The sequence below is a fragment of the Hyphomicrobium sp. D-2 genome, from assembly GCF_029872155.1.
Lineage (GTDB): Bacteria > Pseudomonadota > Alphaproteobacteria > Rhizobiales > Hyphomicrobiaceae > Hyphomicrobium_A.
This window is the reverse complement of sequence record NZ_JARXLA010000002.1, coordinates 255958-271406: the sequence shown is the minus strand read 5'-3', so window position 1 is coordinate 271406 and position 15449 is coordinate 255958. Positions and strand designations below refer to the sequence as shown.

At 59.5% G+C, this 15449-nt stretch carries 14 protein-coding genes, 1 tRNA gene and 1 riboswitch; of the genes, 7 read left to right on the top strand and 8 right to left on the bottom strand.

The window, feature by feature from the left end:
* Positions 1-115: 115 nt before the first annotated feature.
* A complete protein-coding gene (locus QEZ49_RS03085; RefSeq protein ID WP_280384121.1) occupies positions 116-2983 on the bottom strand; it encodes a ribonucleoside-diphosphate reductase subunit alpha in 2868 nt (955 codons plus the stop codon).
* Positions 2984-3098: 115 nt separating this feature from the next.
* Positions 3099-3323: riboswitch (cobalamin riboswitch) on the bottom strand.
* A 475-nt stretch (positions 3324-3798) separates the two neighbouring features.
* Here QEZ49_RS03085 and QEZ49_RS03080 point away from each other — a divergent pair.
* From QEZ49_RS03080 to QEZ49_RS03065, 4 genes are all read left to right on the top strand, one after another.
* Positions 3799-3875 (top strand) — tRNA-Arg (locus tag QEZ49_RS03080).
* Between the two features lie 249 nt (positions 3876-4124).
* Entirely contained in the window at positions 4125-4757 is a 633-nt protein-coding gene (locus QEZ49_RS03075) for a ParA family protein (protein WP_280384119.1), read from the top strand.
* Positions 4754-5035 carry a RepB family protein gene (locus tag QEZ49_RS03070; RefSeq protein WP_280384117.1) on the top strand — a complete coding sequence of 94 codons (282 nt, stop codon included), beginning with the start codon at positions 4754-4756 and terminating at the stop codon, positions 5033-5035. Before QEZ49_RS03075 ends, QEZ49_RS03070 begins: the two co-directional genes overlap by 4 nt.
* Positions 5032-5292, top strand: a complete 261-nt coding sequence (locus tag QEZ49_RS03065) for a hypothetical protein (RefSeq protein WP_280384115.1) — start codon at positions 5032-5034, stop codon at positions 5290-5292. Before QEZ49_RS03070 ends, QEZ49_RS03065 begins: the two co-directional genes overlap by 4 nt.
* A 7-nt stretch (positions 5293-5299) precedes the next feature.
* On the opposite strand, the gene QEZ49_RS03060 is transcribed toward QEZ49_RS03065, so the two are convergent.
* Positions 5300-5905, bottom strand: coding sequence for a hypothetical protein (locus QEZ49_RS03060; RefSeq protein ID WP_280384113.1), 606 nt, complete (start codon positions 5903-5905; stop codon positions 5300-5302).
* A 1341-nt stretch (positions 5906-7246) separates the two neighbouring features.
* On the opposite strand from QEZ49_RS03060, the gene QEZ49_RS03055 reads away from it, so the two are divergent.
* From QEZ49_RS03055 to QEZ49_RS03045, 3 genes are read left to right on the top strand one after another with little or no spacing between them, the layout of a single operon-like run.
* On the top strand, positions 7247-7615 hold the full coding sequence (locus tag QEZ49_RS03055) for a hypothetical protein (RefSeq protein WP_280384111.1): 369 nt from the start codon (positions 7247-7249) through the stop codon (positions 7613-7615).
* Positions 7608-8093 carry a hypothetical protein gene (locus QEZ49_RS03050; RefSeq protein WP_280384109.1) on the top strand — a complete coding sequence of 162 codons (486 nt, stop codon included), beginning with the start codon at positions 7608-7610 and terminating at the stop codon, positions 8091-8093. The genes QEZ49_RS03055 and QEZ49_RS03050 overlap by 8 nt, the downstream gene beginning before the upstream one ends.
* Positions 8094-8095: 2 nt before the next feature.
* Positions 8096-8887, top strand: a complete 792-nt coding sequence (locus tag QEZ49_RS03045; RefSeq protein WP_280384107.1) for a hypothetical protein — start codon at positions 8096-8098, stop codon at positions 8885-8887.
* 311 nt (positions 8888-9198) lie between these two features.
* On the opposite strand, the gene QEZ49_RS03040 is transcribed toward QEZ49_RS03045, so the two are convergent.
* The 6 genes from QEZ49_RS03040 to QEZ49_RS03015 all read right to left on the bottom strand — a co-directional run bounded on the left by QEZ49_RS03040 (position 9199) and on the right by QEZ49_RS03015 (position 15361).
* Positions 9199-9510: a hypothetical protein gene (locus tag QEZ49_RS03040; RefSeq protein ID WP_280384105.1), complete on the bottom strand. Its 312-nt coding sequence runs from the start codon at positions 9508-9510 to the stop codon at positions 9199-9201.
* Positions 9510-12056, bottom strand: a complete 2547-nt coding sequence (locus QEZ49_RS03035; protein WP_280384103.1) for a tape measure protein — start codon at positions 12054-12056, stop codon at positions 9510-9512. Before QEZ49_RS03035 ends, QEZ49_RS03040 begins: the two co-directional genes overlap by 1 nt.
* Positions 12053-12421: a hypothetical protein gene (locus QEZ49_RS03030; RefSeq protein ID WP_280384102.1), complete on the bottom strand. Its 369-nt coding sequence runs from the start codon at positions 12419-12421 to the stop codon at positions 12053-12055. Before QEZ49_RS03030 ends, QEZ49_RS03035 begins: the two co-directional genes overlap by 4 nt.
* A 75-nt stretch (positions 12422-12496) precedes the next feature.
* Complete coding sequence (locus QEZ49_RS03025) at positions 12497-13381, bottom strand: hypothetical protein (protein ID WP_280384100.1); 885 nt, start codon at positions 13379-13381, stop codon at positions 12497-12499.
* Between the two features lie 70 nt (positions 13382-13451).
* Positions 13452-14948, bottom strand: coding sequence for a hypothetical protein (locus tag QEZ49_RS03020; RefSeq protein ID WP_280384098.1), 1497 nt, complete (start codon positions 14946-14948; stop codon positions 13452-13454).
* Positions 14945-15361 (bottom strand): hypothetical protein, encoded by a 417-nt coding sequence (locus tag QEZ49_RS03015; protein WP_280384096.1) that lies wholly within the window; start codon positions 15359-15361, stop codon positions 14945-14947. Before QEZ49_RS03015 ends, QEZ49_RS03020 begins: the two co-directional genes overlap by 4 nt.
* Between the last annotated feature and the right edge of the window lie 88 nt (positions 15362-15449).

The window sequence follows — 15449 nt, the reverse complement described above, 5'->3', positions numbered from 1 at the left end:
ACAATGTTACTTCGTGCCGACGCGCTACAGACGGGGCACAAGAAGGGGTGGACCGGGGCAACACAACAAAGCGCCCCGGCATTTCGTTCAGTTCAGCAGTCCGCTTACGCGGAAATTACTGGCAGGCTTCGCAGGTCGGATCGTCAATCGAGCACGATCTGCCGCTCATCGCTTCTTCCGGCGCAGACAGCATGCCGCCACCGCTCGATACCGCGTTGAGCTTGCCGTCCGTGCCTTTCAGCGTCGACTTCTCAACGTGCGTCGCGGACTGCGAGCGCAGGTAATAGGTCGTCTTCAAGCCGCGCTCCCACGCCAGCTTGTACAGCGCGTCCAGCGCACGGCCGTTCGGTGCGGCGATGTAAAGGTTGAGCGACTGCGCCTGATCGATCCACTTCTGGCGTCGCGATGCTGCATCTACCAGCCAGTGCGCATCGATCTCGAACGCGGTGGCATAAAGCGCCTTCAAATCGTTTGGCACACGGTCGATGGAGCCCAAAGAACCATCGAAATATTTGAGGTCGGAGATCATCACCTCGTCCCACAGGCCGCGCGCCTTCAGGTCGGCGACGAGATAGGGATTCACCACCGTGAAATCGCCCGACATGTTGGCCTTGACGTAGAGATTGCGGAATGCCGGCTCGATCGACTGCGCCACACCGCAGATGTTCGAGATGGTCGCCGTCGGCGCAATCGCCAGCACATTCGAGTTGCGCATGCCGACAGCAAGCACCCGTTCGCGCAGGGCATCCCAATCGAGCGTCGATGACGTATCCATCCGCAGATATTCGCCGCGGGCTTCCGCAAGCAGGGCGATGGAATCTATCGGCAGGATGCCACGGCTCCACAGCGATCCGTCATACGAAGCATACCGCCCGCGCTCTTCGGCAAGATCAGCCGACGCCGAGATAGCTTCGTAGCTGATCGCCTCCATGCTCTCGTCGGCAAATGCGACCGCTGCGTCTGAAGAAACCGGAATGCGCAGGATTTGCAGCGCGTCCTGATAGCCCATCAACCCCATGCCGACCGGACGGTGACGCAGGTTCGAGCGCCGCGCTTCCGGGATCGTGTAGAAGTTGATGTCGATCACGTTATCCAGCATCCGCATCGCCGTCTTCACGGTGCGCGCCAGACGGGCACGGTCGAGGCCCTTCTCGGTGATGTGCTGAGCAAGGTTGATCGAACCAAGATTGCAAACCGCAACCTCGTTATCCGATGTGTTCAGCGTGATCTCGGTGCACAGGTTTGACGAATGCACCACGCCGCAATGCTGCTGCGGCGAGCGCAGGTTGCATGGGTCTTTAAACGTCACCCACGGGTGGCCGGTCTCGAACAGCATCGTCAGCATGCGGCGCCACAGATCGACCGCGCGCACGCGGCGGGCAATCTTCAGCTCCATACGCTCGGCCATCTGCTCGTAGTGCTGATAGCGCTCAGCAAATGCCCGGCCGTAAAGATCGTGCAGATCCGGAACTTCGTCGGGCGAGAACAGCGTCCACTGGCCGTCCTCGGCCACGCGCTGCATGAACAGATCAGGCACCCAGTTCGCCGTGTTCATGTCGTGCGTGCGGCGCCGGTCATCGCCGGTGTTCTTGCGCAGGTCGAGATATTCCTCGATGTCGATGTGCCACGTCTCAAGATACGCGCACACCGCACCCTTGCGCTTGCCGCCCTGGTTGACCGCGATGGCAGTATCGTTCGCCACCTTCAGAAACGGCACGATGCCCTGGCTCTCGCCGTTGGTGCCCTTGATGTGTGCACCAAGCCCGCGCACACGAGTCCAGTCGTTGCCGAGGCCGCCGGAATATTTTGCCAGCAGCGCGTTGTCTTTCACCGCCTTGAAGATGCCGTCGAGATCGTCGGACACGGTGGTGAGGAAGCACGATGAAAGCTGCGGACGCGGCGTGCCGGCATTGAACAGCGTCGGCGTCGAGCACATGAAATCGAACGACGACAGAAGATCGTAGAACTCGATTGCCTTGGTTTCTCGGTCGATCTCGCGCACCGCAAGGCCCATCGCCACACGCATGAAGAACGCCTGCGGCAGCTCGAAGCGAACACCGCGTGTATGCAGGAAGTAACGATCATAGAGTGTCTGCAGGCCGAGGAACTGGAACTTCATATCTCGGTCGGCGCGCAGTGCATTGGCGATGCGCTTGATGTCGAAACGCTGCAGCTCCGGATCGAGCAGACCAACTTCCACGCCCTTCGCGATGTAGGCCGGAAAATACTCCGCATAGCGGGTTTCCATTTCCGCCTGCGTCGCCTGCTCGTAGCCGCCATGCACGAACGACAGTGCTTCCTGACGCAGCTTGTCCATCAGCAGGCGCGCACTGACGTAGGTGTAGTTCGGTTCGGTTTCGATCAGCGTGCGGGCAGCCAGGATCGGCGCCAGCATCAGTTCCGACGCCGTGATGCCGTCATAGATGTTGCGGAATGTTTCGGTCAGGATCGGTTCTGCGGAAACATCCGCCAGCCCTGCACACGCCTCGACAACAACGCTCTGCAAGCGCTTGTCGTCCAGCGGCGCAATGCTGCCATCCGGCGCGCGCACGTTGATCTTCGGCGCCTCAACGGCTGTCACCTGCTCCGCCTCGGCGCGTTCGCGGGCACGCTTCTCGCGATACAGCACATAAGCGCGCGCAACCTTGTGGTGCTCGCCGCGCATCAGTGCCAGCTCGACCTGATCCTGAATCTCTTCAATGTGGAACGTGCGGCCGCGGTCCTGACGGCGCGTCAGCGACGATGTGATCTGCTCGCTGAGCTGCTCGACGATCTCATGCACACGGCGCGAAGCCGCCGCGCGATTGCCCTCAACCGCAAGAAACGCCTTGGTCAGCGCAACCGCAATCTTGGTGCCGTCGAATGGCGTGACGGAACCGTTGCGGCGAATGACCTGATAGGTTTGTGTGGCCGCACTTTTCGTACGCTCGGCAGCGGGCGTGAAATCCGCTTCGGAACGGCGTGCTTCGATTGTGATGGACATCGGCGAACCCCTGCATCGATTAAGGGGGCTGGGCCGAATGGGAACACGGGTTCAGGCCGCCGCAGAAATGCAGGCAGCAACGAACACCACCCACCGGGACACCCCGCCCGCGGACGTGAAAAACGGTGTCGCAGGCAGGTCTCCTGGCTCGCGGTTCAACACCGTCTGTCTGGCCTTCCCGATGCGCATTTGCATCAGTGACCATGATCGACAGACAGCTCGCCGCTTACAGTTGCGGGGGCAGCTCCGGAATTGCCGTTGCCTCTAGCGAGGACAGCGCACCGAATTCCCTCTTAGCGCCGAGTGTTTTGGCTCGGCGACCCGTGACGCACCCATAAGGCCCGATTCTCGCCCCAACCACTAGATGTAGTATTTGAGTTCTCAAACCACACACCGATTTCCCACCCATTGCGCACAGGATACGCAGATGCGTCAGCACGGCGCTTGTTGCCGGAATGCATCGTATTGGGCAGCGCGCCAGCAGCCTTCTGGAATAGGAAAGCTATCATCCGTCGCTATGGCGTATGCAGCGTATCGAAGCTGTGCGCCATGCGATCGCGGCCTTGCGGCAGGTGTCGCTTGACACCCTGACATTCGGCAGGTGCTCGGCTTCGGCACCCAGGACAGAGCAGGCACCTGCCTTCCAAGCAGGGGTCGCAGGCTTGAATCCTGCGAGGTGAACGCTTTATCAATCCGCAGCCATCAATGCTTCACGTTCCGGTCTGCAACGCATCGCCAAGGGCAAACAATCCGGCCGCGACAATCAGAACGGGCTTTCAGACGCCGCCGCAGGCGCTATAAGGGCGCTCAGGCATGGTCCCGTAGCTCAGTTGGATAGAGCATCTGCCTTCTAAGCAGAGGGTCGCAGGTTCGAATCCTGCCGGGATCGCCAATACTTAGCTGGTTTCATTGGGCTTTCGAACGGCCCCAGGGTAACGACTGGGGTAACAAAAAGCCTAGTGAGTCTCGAAAGCCACGCCAGCCGACAATCTTCAACCAGCATCGTCTGAACCCCGATTTCCGGGGCTACCCACCGGGTGGGTATCCTTCCGGGCGTCTGTTCTGACGAATCACCTGCTTGCGCTTGTTGTCCGCTAGCGAAAGCGCTATCTTGTTGCTAGCAACATTGGAGCGCTAGCACATGAAAGCAATTGCGCTTGCATCCCTAAAAGGCGGCGTCGGAAAATCCACGCTAGCGGCAGCGCTTGCAGTCCGTGCCGCACAGGACGGTCTGCGGGTGGCGCTGGTGGACCTCGACCCGCAGGAAAGCCTTGCCGACTGGTTTGGCCGCCGGGCGGATCGGACTGGGCTGGCGCTCTTCCACAATGCCGATCTGGCAAGCGATGCCATCGAGGCGCTGCACCAGACCGAAGCCCCTGACCTTGTGATCTTCGACACCCCGCCGGCATTCGTGCCCGCGGTTGCTGATGCCATTGCGACCGCCGATCTGTCGGTCATCCCTCTCCGGCCTGGCGCGCTGGATCTAATCGGCAGCGAAGGCGCGGTGCAGCTCGCTGCTGAGGCCGGGCGGCCATACCTCTGTGTCTTCAATGACGTCGATACCCGATGGAAAGGGCTATCATCGGCGCGGGAATACTTGGAAGGCGCTGGCGTGCCGGTTGCTGGCGCTGTGGTGGCGCATCGCTCTGCATTCATGGTCGCCATGGCAGCGGGAAAGACCGGCGCGGAAGGCAGCGACAAGCGCGCGGCTGAAGAAATCGACGCGCTGTGGTCCGAGGTGAAGGCTGCCCTGGAGAAAGGCGGCCGCCAATGACGCAAGATGCCGACGATCAGAACTTCAAGGCGCTGCTGGGTGCTTTCGGAAGTCACGCCAACGTCGAACGCCGCGCGCGCGCCGAACGGCGGGCGGGAATGGCGGTCAACGACCGGCGGCGGAAGAAACGGGAAACCCGCAACACCCCGTTGAACACCCGCGTGCGCAAATCGGTATCCGATCTCGCCAAGGCACTGTGTGAGGCTGAGGGCATTTCCCAAGCCGATCTGCTGGAGCAGCTCATCGAAAAGGCTGCCAAGACGAAAGGCATCAAATGACTGATGCCCGCGAACACGTCTCCGCTTTTCTCAACAGCACCATTGCGCCAAGCGTGCCGGGTGCTGCCGTGTCGCTGCGCAAGATCCACAGCCTCTATCCCGGTTGGTGCAGCCGCCAGCAGGTTGAAGGGCTGCCAGCGGACCAGCTAGGCCAGCAGCTTCGCGAAATCATCGGCGCGCTGAAACTGCGATGCGATGCCGACGATGTTGGTGGCGATATCTGGGTGTGTGGACTGAGGTTCCGGGCAAGAATATAAAAACAGGCTACGCTTGCGCGCCACTCGACACAGCATCAATCTTTTGAAGAAATTCGCGCATGTAATGCCGCGCACCAGCCCCACCAGCCTCTGACCGCTCAATGGAGAAGTCAGCTTCTTGATACCCCGCGCTGGTGATAAAGCGAATTTTGCAGTGTTCCGAACTTACCATCTCACGCACCAAGCTGAGAGGAACGGCAACCGCGTTCTTACTCTGCGTGTATATCTGTCGTGTCACGGTATTGTAAGGACTGCTGCTCATGGAGGTCCCTGCGCCCGCCTTAAACGAATGGATCTGACCGTTTAAGTTGATCTGCAGTCCTTCCAGTCCAGCGTAAACGAGGGAGCTCTGTGTGGAGCTGTTCACCATCATCACAAGATAAACCGTTTCAGCATTTTCAGCGGTCCAGGACGCGCCAAGCTTTACCATCGAAACACCGAAGAAATCGCCGCCGTAAACCCATGCAGGCTGCATTCGCACTTCGTAAGCGCCACTAAAAGTGGACTTCTCGGCGGAAATGCTGCCGATGCCGACTAATGCGTCGGTTCCGTCAGCCAAGCCAGCGCATCCGCCAAGAAAAACGGTGGCTGCCAATGCAGCAATTCGGTTCATCGCGACCTCAAATATTCTCAGAATCGAAATATCAGTGAGAAGGTCAGTCGCCAGAGAGATGCACGCAACCTGAAGCCAGACTCAAACTGTGGATGACGCGACAGAGTGAAAATCTTTCCACAACATTGAAATGACCGGCCATGGCCCTAGCGCCAAGTTCGTGAACGATGGCGCGATGAAAAATTTCGCTCAGAAGTCGCCGCAAGAGGCACCTCATATCGCTCAAGAGAGCAGCAGCCTTTCCTTCACCGGAGATCTTTGGAAGCTTTTCATCGCTGCTCTTGGCGCTATTGCCGTCGCTGGGTTAGCGGCGGGTAGCCAGCTTTGGACGATGCCTTTTCCACGCGTCATCTTTCTGACGATGGCGACATCATTCGGAATGGCAGCACTGTGGGCCTCGGGCATATATTTGGCGGTGCGGGTGCAGGCATCTATGCCGAAGTCGGTAAAACCAACTTGCTCCTGGCGTCGCCCTGTCCATCGAGGCCCAACCGCATTCGCGATTGCGGCATCTCTAATGTTTGTATGGCACATGTCGTGGGGGTTATCCGCCGTGGCTGACCTACGAGGCTGCTTACGTGACGTGAGTGCTTGGTATTGCGTTTTATCCGCAGAAAACGCTTCACCCGCACAGATGACAGAAGTCGAGGCGATGCTGGCGCCGTATAGGCGAGCTCACTGGCGCTCATTGTGGTGATGATGCCACCTAACCTTTGCCCGTTTTCATCCCACTGCTGGTGCGGGCTACCGCTTGGTTTTGAATCTCGCAGATCCATAGCCCTGATGATCTGACAACCGGCCATTCTCATAGCGTGGAAGACTTCGGCCCTCCGGATCGTAGACCATCTCAAGATACCAATCGCGCGCCCAATCGATCAGTCGAACCTTCTGCGCCCACCCGCCAGTGGACTTGATAGCTTCTTCGCCTCTGATCAGCTCGTGTGTGCGTCCTGCTTTACCTGGGCCAACTCGCCCTAGAACCTTCACCCGCTCCTTCGCTCCGACTGAAATTACGTCGTTCGCGACCACATGAACGACCGAGCGGCTTCTCATCGCTTGGCCTTCGGTTTCGCCTTGCGGGCGATGAAATCACGCAAAGCGATCTCCACCATAGATCCAAACGACCGGCTTTCAGCTTCAGCCATCTCTTGAATAGCTTCAGACGTCTCTGACGTAAGGCGGATGGAGTGTTGTCTGTCTTTTTTCTGCATCTATGTAATACAATGTAATTGACTTGCTATTGACGACATTGTATTACATTGAAGTGCCGTTAAATGCAAGCGGCCCCTGCAGGTGCGCTAACACCGAGCAAGGGCCTAACCCCAAGCACGGATGGAAGCCATGCTCAGAGCTGCCGAAGCTTATACACCACCCCTGCGCCCGCGCCCAAGCGCACCGCGCCAGCAATCCCCTGAACTTCTCCGTTTCAGCCAAGCCCGGTCGGCCTACGTCGACTGCATCTGGGCCGGTGACGAGGCGCGCGCAGCCGTCGCCAGTGACCTGATCGACGATGCCATCGTCACCCTGCTTGAGCGGCCAGTTCGCTCGTTGGCCGACCTTCTGGACATTGCAGAAATGGTCGTAGCCGAGCGCTGGACCGCCGATGAGAACGGCCTGCCCGATGAGCAGTTCTGCGAAGGGCACCGCTTCAACATTGAGCGCGCCCTTCTGCGCGCGTTGCTCCAGTTCGGAGGCCGCTGCAATGGCTAAGCACATGAACGACAACATCGCCGGAACTGTCGTCCCGACACCGAAGCGCAAACCGCGAAAGGCAAAAGCCGCAGCACCAAGGCGCACCAAGCGCGCGCCTAAGGCCGTGCCACCGTCACCCGCCGAGATTGATGCAGCCCGCGCCGCTGCAATTCGTCAGGAACTACTGCTCCGGGACGCTAACGCCTGGCGTGAGTATCTCGGAAAATCGCCACGCATCGAATGTCATCTCTACCGCATCGAGTGCATCGCCCGGCTGGTCGACGACCTGATGATGCTGCAAGGCGGCGGAAGACGCACGCACGACATCCAGGATGGGACCTTCGCACTTATTGGAGACCTGCTCCATGAATCGAAGCGTGCTCTTTGGAACGGACTCGAACTGATGGACTGCAACGCATTCAATCAGCCAGCGCCGGCATGGCTGCCCAGCCATCGCCCCGCGACGATCCCGGCACCACCTGTGGGGAGGGCATGACGATGGCAGCTAAACGCAAACGCAAGGCCGCGCCGAAGCGCGATGCCAAGCTGATCTCTCTCGCCCGAAAGCTGGAGCGTGCGGAAAAGATCGTGAAGATGGCCTACGACGATGCAACGCTAGACAAAGCACTGGGCGCCTACAACGCCATCGTCGACCAGATCATCGCCGCGCGCGTGACGACCGTGCAAGGCATCAAAGCGAAGGCCGCCGCGCTTGCCTCGGTCTACACCACGACAGCGGCCAGGTTCGATGACAACGATGAGCAGGACGCAACCCTGTCACGCCAGATTGTGGCGAGCCTGCTGATGTTGGCCGACGATACACGCAAGGTGGAAAGCAAGCCGCATGTAGCGTCGCCGTCGCCAGTGACGAAAGGCTTCGATGCGGTGTCAGCGCCTGTTACGCCCTCTGCTGATTTCATCGAGCTTCGCCGTCTGGCGGCAGAGCTTAGCGTTGTGATCGACCACTGGGACAATGCTCCACCCGGCGATCCCTACTGGCACGAACAGCTAATGGCAGCGACAGGGAGAACACATTCCGTCTGCGCACGCATCCATTCGCGCCCAGTGCGGGGCATGAGCGACCTTCTCGACCGCGCAGCAGTCGTATTGCACATGAGCAACGGTAGCTGGCTTCCCGGTGTTTGGGATGACCCGGTAGCTCACCTTCGCGGCCTTAGCCTTGAACTCGACCCGAGTGAAGACCGCGAGCAATGGGCTGCCGTCGAACTCGCCGCTGCCGTGTTCAGCATGACCGGCACTGCCCTCAAATTTGAGGAGAGAGTAGCCTGACGCATCAGCAGGGTGTGGGTGTCATTCCCACACCTTTGCCACCATGGCCACACCTTGAAGGTATGTGCGTGACGCATATACCCGGCACGGGGTCTTCCTCCATTGGAGGAAGTGTCCCCACTGAGACCTTCACCAACGGTGGACGTCATCCGTCCGCCATCGGCGGGTGAACATCCAACCCCCGATGGGGAATGAACCTGTCCGTCCTCCGACTGAGGATGGACCCTGCAAGGGGGACCACATTGTGGCTACCCTTGCGCAAGAAGGATACTCACCCGGTGAGTACCCCTCAGCGCTCGGTGCCGCCGCTTTCACGTCTGCGGGTCGTCATTCGTAACGACGCGCGGCTTCCAAGGTGTCGCTGTTCGCAAGTGCATCATCTTCGCCAGTTCTCGGAGAAGCTCGGTATCGTACTTCGTTGCCTGATCTTGGTCGCGGTCGAGGATCTCTGCCACCATCAATAGCCGCTCCTCGATTTCAGCCCGCTTTCCGGGGTTCTCACGCGCCAGGCAATCGACGATTGCCCAAATGGCAACCGTGAGCGTATTGCCAAGTGGTCGCACAAGCCTGTCGGTGACAATGACTTCCACCGGCTTGTTGTCGCTGTTGATGTACCTCTCCATTACCAGTCGCTCCCTCGCTGCACGACAATCCGACCACCATCGCGACCATGCTCGCTCAGCCGTTCGACCAGTTCTTCGATCTCTTTGTATCCGAACCGTTCGCCGTTGATGACAATCGTTGTGGCTGGCTGCGTCGGCTTATCGTTCGTGGCCGTTGGGATCTGAGCAGGCGCACTCGATGCCGACGACACAGACGGCGTTGAAATCGAGCCGATGGAAGTGCTCTGACTACGGATCGCCGCGACAGATGCAAAACCCTGCGCAGCCACAGCAGCCGCAAGCGCGAAGTTCCAAGGCGGTGCAGATGAAGCCAATGCCTTTGTGATGCCGACGTGGGTGTTGACGATTGCCTGCGCAATGCCAGCCGCCTGCGCAATCTTCGACATGGTCTTGTTGGACTCACCCGACGACTTGGCAACAGCGACGATGGCACCCGTTATCGTGTCGGCGGTCTGGTGCCATGCGATGCCGGCGTTTTCTGCTGCGCGTGTAGCCGCCTTTTCGTAATCCTCCATGCTCAGTGCGTTCTTCTGAACAAGGTAATCAAGCCGCTCAAGCTCTTTGCCATATGCCTCGAACGGCGTCAGGTTTTCAGCCATCACCTGTAGTCCGTCGAGGTGAGCCGTCAGCGATTCAACATCGCTTCCAAGCCGCTGAATCTGCGCAATCTGGCTTTCGTTGAGTACAATGCCTTCTGACGTAGCGAGGTTCGTTAGCTCCATGACAGTGCGGTATCGCGCAGCCGCTCCACCAGCCATGTCATATGACGCCGCCTCGATCCGCATGCCCTCAATGCGTTTTTGAGTTTGCTCAATCGCCTTATCGTACGCGGACATATCAGCAACGGCTGGCGGGGGGCTGGTCTTTTCTTTCTCCGGCATCACCACGCTCGATGGCATGTTGGCGGCGAATGCGAGACGGGTCACATTGATCTTGTCCCAAGCCTTGCCGATCTTCGTCACCGACGCCACGATACTGTCAGCCGCCTTTTTGGTGTCGGCATCCAGTTCACTCATGTACTGCTTGAGGCTGGCCGCGCCGGATTCAGCAATGTCGGCAGCAGCGCTCCAATTTCGCTTAATGAAGCCCCATACTGACGTTGCAAGATTGGTCGCAGATTCTGCGATGCCGCTGAACACCGACTTTGCCATAGAGGCGAAACCATCAAGGCCAAGCTTTTTCCATAGCCAGTCTCGCAGTGAGGTGATGGCAGTGATTGCGATGTTCACGGACTCGGTGATGGTGGTCCAGACCGCATCGAGCGTATTGCCGAGATGGATCGTCCGGCCACTGACCTGAACCATGCGGTCGCTGAACTGCCACAGAGTCGAAATCACCGTGCCGATAACGACAGCAAGAGCACCAAGCGGATTTGCCGCCACTGCCACCGTCAACGCTCGCATGGCCCCGACAGCGCCGACCAAGATTGCAGTGCTGAGCGCGTAGATGCCGGTGATAATTGATGAGGCGAATACCAAAGCAATAGAGCTGGCCGCAACTACAGCAGTACGGGCAACCGTTTTCAAGCTGTCGGCTACTGCGACGAAGCTCATAGCGACAGACTCACTGAGTTTGTTGCTCTGATCGTAAGTTCCGATCAGTCGCATGAATGAATTGCGTAGTAGCGTAAAGCCGTCGCCCAACGTCGCAGGCATTTTTTCGGCTTCCTCGCGGAACTGCATCAGACGCTTTGTCATGGCGTTGTACATGACTTCAGAGGTAATTTTGCCCTGATTGCCGAAAGCGCGAAGCTGGTTCACGCCAACGCCGAGTTCCTCCGCAATCGCCTCCGCAACGCGTCCGCCTTGTTCAATGACTGAATTTAATTCCGTCCCGCGAAGCGCGCCGCCAGCCATCGCTCGGCCCAGAGATTCCTGAAGCATTCTGGCTCGATCCGCTTTCGCACCAGAGACGACAAGGGCGAGGTTCAACGCTTCGGTGAAATCGAGCTGCTGCGCTGTGTTTTTTCCAAGCTCGCGGAGCGTGGTCGAATTGCGGACGAAGCTTTCGGCTGTCGTTTCAAGTGCCGAGTAGGTCCGCCGCGCGACTGTTGCAAGGCGGTCCATCACGACAGCCGCGGCGTCCATGTTACCGATAGCCAAGCCCACCCGGCTTGACATATCCGACCAGGAATCTGCGAATTGCGTCCCAAACCTTGTGATCGCTAACACCGCTGCCGCCGCACCAGTGGCCAACAATGCTAGTCCCACGCTCGTTTCCCGAACCAGAGAACCGAGAGACCTGATGCGCGAAGCAACGCCGCCCAGAGGGCCGTCAAGAGTCGATGCCGCCTGCGCCATTTTGCGAAGTTTGTCTGCCGCGTCTGAAGTCTGCACAGATAAGCTGCCAGCAGCGCGTCGGGCTGCTTCGGCTGCGACCGCCATTCTGGCATGGCCGGACTGCAAGCGGTCACCCCCAGAGACCATGCGCGTCATCTGGCCTTCGAGTTTCCTGCCCGTCTCAGCGAGCATTTCCAAGCGCTGCTTCGCAGTCAACGCCTTGTCGGATTTGACTTCGATTCCCAAAGTCGCAATATCGACGCTCATTGCACACCTGCTTTCTGGCGCCACGCGAGCGCCTGCTCCCCGCTAAATTGTATGAACCCGGGTTTGCCGAAGTCCTTGTGTGAGTTGGTCGATGCGAATAGCTCCGAGAGAAACGCCTCGTCATCGACTATCGCTGTCCGGCTGTTTGGCTTAACGACCATTGGAATGATTTCGCCAAGCGGATTGCGCCAGACCAAAAGCCAAACTTCAGTTCCGTCGATTTCGTCTTTGCTTGATGACCAGTATTTGGCCTCGTGGGGTAGCGCCCGCCGCGCTCTGAAGTGACGCTCTGGGTTGCAGTTGAAGAATGCACGATCACGCTTTTGGCCGGCCTGTGCGGCCTTGAGACAACGATCTGACGTCATGTTTCCCTCCGCCTACAGGAGCGACCGGTTTCCCGGCCGCCCCCTAAAAGCCGCGAGCTTGCCCGCAGCGAAACCTTACGCAGCGCTAAGCAGGACGTCGCCAGGCTTGCCCAGCCAGTCCTTCGGAATGTGCGTCGACGGATCGTCGTCCTTGATCCAGATGCCGACCGTGATCTGATCGACGCTTGCGATCTCCTGCTTCACCTGCCCGTCTGCGCCGCGTGTGAAGGCGTACACATGCCCGTCGCGCTGCTTGAGAAAAGTGCGGCTCACGCCCTCAAGCGGAGCACCGTCGAGCCATGACTGAAACGCCCGCGTCGTGAGAGCGAACTCACTCTGCATGCTCACCTCCGCCGCAGAGACCATGCGCTCGACCGTTTCAACGGCCTTCTGCAGTTCGGCAACTTCCTCGCGTTCGCCCGGATGCAAAGCATCAATGGCTTTCTCGACGAGCCGCGCGTGTCGCGAGGGTGAAACGCCAGAAAGCGCCGCCGGCCCCTCAACGATTGCCAGTGCGATCAGTGGATCTGCATCCGCATCCAGAACCGCGCTGCGCCCCTTGGCCGGCAAGCCCCGTAGCCATGTGCGGATCTCGCCACGCATCACTGCGCCCGCTAGGTCCGACTTGTCCGGCCCTTCGACGTGCAGGCGGTTCGTGCGCGCCTCGATTTCTCGTTTCGCTGCCGGGATGGCAAGCTTCCTTGCTTTTGCAAGAGGCCCCAAAGCCGAAGCGCGAGCCCACTTCTCAAGTTCGAACTTCCGTCCGGTGTCCGTCAGATGCTCGTTGCTTTGCAGATCCTGGCGACGCTTCCCAAACTCTCGCGCCACGTTCAAGCTGGAGTCATAGGCATCCTTGAGCTTGGCAAAGATGGGGTTCTGTTTGTCCCCCCACTGCCACGTGCCAACATAACGTCCATTCACGGTGATGCGGCCATCTTGGCCCGGCAAGCTTTTCAGCATTTTCCATCTCTCTCGTTGTTTTGTCTGAACTCACACCTCCACTCGAACGCAACTGCACTACGCAGACAGACTACCGATCAACACGCCCCACGTAGGGGCACGCGGACTCCGGCTCATCGGAAAACTCAGAGTATTCGGTCGGTCGCCCCCACCGCCCGACAACGGCAGTTGGCGGCATGAACTCGCGGCGGACCGCACACAGATCAATGACGCCAGCCACTGCGTTGCAGAGGTCCTCATGGCCACCAGGCGGTGCGTCGATGATTTCCTTGCCCCCACGCGATACACGACGCTCAAGGCTCACGATCTGAGCAACGAGCCGGCCGTTATCCAGCAGATCCGCCTTGTTACTGTTCAGCACCGGGAGCATGTTTCGATAGAGATCGCTGCGGGTCTTTTCTGACGTGTCGTAAGCAATGCCTTGCTTGCGAAACTGCTCACGGGGCCACTCGGAAGCGTACCGATCCCCGGTGATGCGCGTGATGCCGTAGGCCTTCAGCGTCTCCGCGAACTCAACCACCACTGACTCCGGCGAGAACGGCGGTTTGCGCTCCCTGACAGCATCCAGCACGGCCATGTCACCATCCCGGTGCCCGACTGCCAATGTCATACTGTCGGAGCCAGAGCCACCTGCCGGATCGACGAATGCGAAGTGCGTGACACCGGCAGCGCGCAGGCGCTCAAACACGCTGGGCGATACGCAGGCCTGCACCACCTCCAAGGTGATGAAGCGCTCAACATCGGATCGAAACTCGGCGCCGAACTCGCTGGCTGCATTGATGGGATCGTCGTTGAAGGCTTCAGTCAGGAAGTCACCATCGCGCGGCAGCGTCGGGTTGAGCACCCATGTCGGCGCTTTCAGGAACAGCACGCGACCCGGCTTGCCGTAATGCGCTTGGTATTTCTTCCAAAACAGCCCACGGCGGGCATAGGGTGACGAGATACCGATCAACAAGGCGTTCGGAATGGTCGCCATGGCGGGCTTGAGCGCCCGATATACTTCCGTGTCCGGATTGGTGGAGGTCTCGCTCGGCAACCAGTGTGCGACCTCATCGAGCACGGCGGCTACTACGGTCCGCCCGCGCACGCGGCGCTTGTCGTTCGTCGTGATTTCGATGGATAGCCCGTTGTTCAGCTCGATGGTGTCGGCAGTCGTGCCCAGTACCATCTGCGCCAGCAGCAGTTGCTCAAAGTAGGCTTTCAGATACCCCATCGCGATCTTTGCCTGATCGCGGTCGACCGCCAGCAACTGCACAACGCCCCGCTCGCCTCGCACCAGGTGCGCGCGGAAGTTCAGAAGCTCAGCGCCAACGGTTGCGAGAAAGGCCACCAGTGAGGCGGCGTTGACGTCCTTGCCGCCACGGCGACCACCTGCGATCCAGATCTCATCGGCCTGCGAAGTCGGTGCCTGATCGTGCCCGGCCAACTCTGCAAACACCTTGAGTTCATCAGCCGTCAGCGCCTCGCCAAACACTGCCTTGGCGATCACATCCCAGGTGCCCCATGAAGGGCCGGAGAACCACGGCCCGAACAGGTTGGGGTCTTTACGTGCTTCGCTGTACCTCATGCTGCGCGCGCCCCCTGATGTGACTTGGCGTCGATATAGGCGCGAAGCGTCGGCGTGACGTCACGCTGGCGGCGCTGAAGGCCCAGGATCGTCAGGATCCGCCCCAGGCTGTTTGCCAACGTCGCGTATTCGCCGGGTGCCAAGCTCTGCGTCTCGCCGGACAGCAGTTCAGCATCGGCGGCGTTGAGCCTCGTTGATAATCCGGCGACGCGTTCGACGAGTTCAAGTTCCGCGCGCGATAGCTGGTCTCGCCCGCCGAGATCCGATATGATGGCCTCCCTCGTGTCGCGATAGAGTCTGCCGGCGCGGGTGCGCATGTCCAAGGTCGCGACTGTCGGCAACTCGATCTTGGTGCGCCGACGCTTTCGAAGCTTCGGCGGCTTGTCCGACCTCGTTTCGTCATGCAACTGCATGTATCCGTCCCCCATCCATTCGGCGTCCGCGCACCTTGCGGCGGCATCCGTTGTTACCCATGCGATACCCTGCCCCTTGGTTTCGCAG

Bases quoted from the DNA above. Each gene is read 5' to 3' on its own strand.
- QEZ49_RS03055 (WP_280384111.1), top strand. From the start codon at position 7,247: ATGCTCAGAGCTGCCGAAGCTTATACACCACCCCTGCGCCCGCGCCCA.
- QEZ49_RS03030 (WP_280384102.1), bottom strand. From the start codon at position 12,421: ATGACGTCAGATCGTTGTCTCAAGGCCGCACAGGCCGGCCAAAAGCGT.
- QEZ49_RS03025 (WP_280384100.1), bottom strand. From the start codon at position 13,381: ATGCTGAAAAGCTTGCCGGGCCAAGATGGCCGCATCACCGTGAATGGA.
- QEZ49_RS03050 (WP_280384109.1), top strand. From the start codon at position 7,608: ATGGCTAAGCACATGAACGACAACATCGCCGGAACTGTCGTCCCGACA.
- QEZ49_RS03060 (WP_280384113.1), bottom strand. From the start codon at position 5,905: ATGAACCGAATTGCTGCATTGGCAGCCACCGTTTTTCTTGGCGGATGC.
- QEZ49_RS03070 (WP_280384117.1), top strand. From the start codon at position 4,754: ATGACGCAAGATGCCGACGATCAGAACTTCAAGGCGCTGCTGGGTGCT.
- QEZ49_RS03015 (WP_280384096.1), bottom strand. From the start codon at position 15,361: ATGCAGTTGCATGACGAAACGAGGTCGGACAAGCCGCCGAAGCTTCGA.
- QEZ49_RS03075 (WP_280384119.1), top strand. From the start codon at position 4,125: ATGAAAGCAATTGCGCTTGCATCCCTAAAAGGCGGCGTCGGAAAATCC.
- QEZ49_RS03035 (WP_280384103.1), bottom strand. From the start codon at position 12,056: ATGAGCGTCGATATTGCGACTTTGGGAATCGAAGTCAAATCCGACAAG.
- QEZ49_RS03065 (WP_280384115.1), top strand. From the start codon at position 5,032: ATGACTGATGCCCGCGAACACGTCTCCGCTTTTCTCAACAGCACCATT.
- QEZ49_RS03085 (WP_280384121.1), bottom strand. From the start codon at position 2,983: ATGTCCATCACAATCGAAGCACGCCGTTCCGAAGCGGATTTCACGCCC.
- QEZ49_RS03040 (WP_280384105.1), bottom strand. From the start codon at position 9,510: ATGGAGAGGTACATCAACAGCGACAACAAGCCGGTGGAAGTCATTGTC.
- QEZ49_RS03045 (WP_280384107.1), top strand. From the start codon at position 8,096: ATGGCAGCTAAACGCAAACGCAAGGCCGCGCCGAAGCGCGATGCCAAG.
- QEZ49_RS03020 (WP_280384098.1), bottom strand. From the start codon at position 14,948: ATGAGGTACAGCGAAGCACGTAAAGACCCCAACCTGTTCGGGCCGTGG.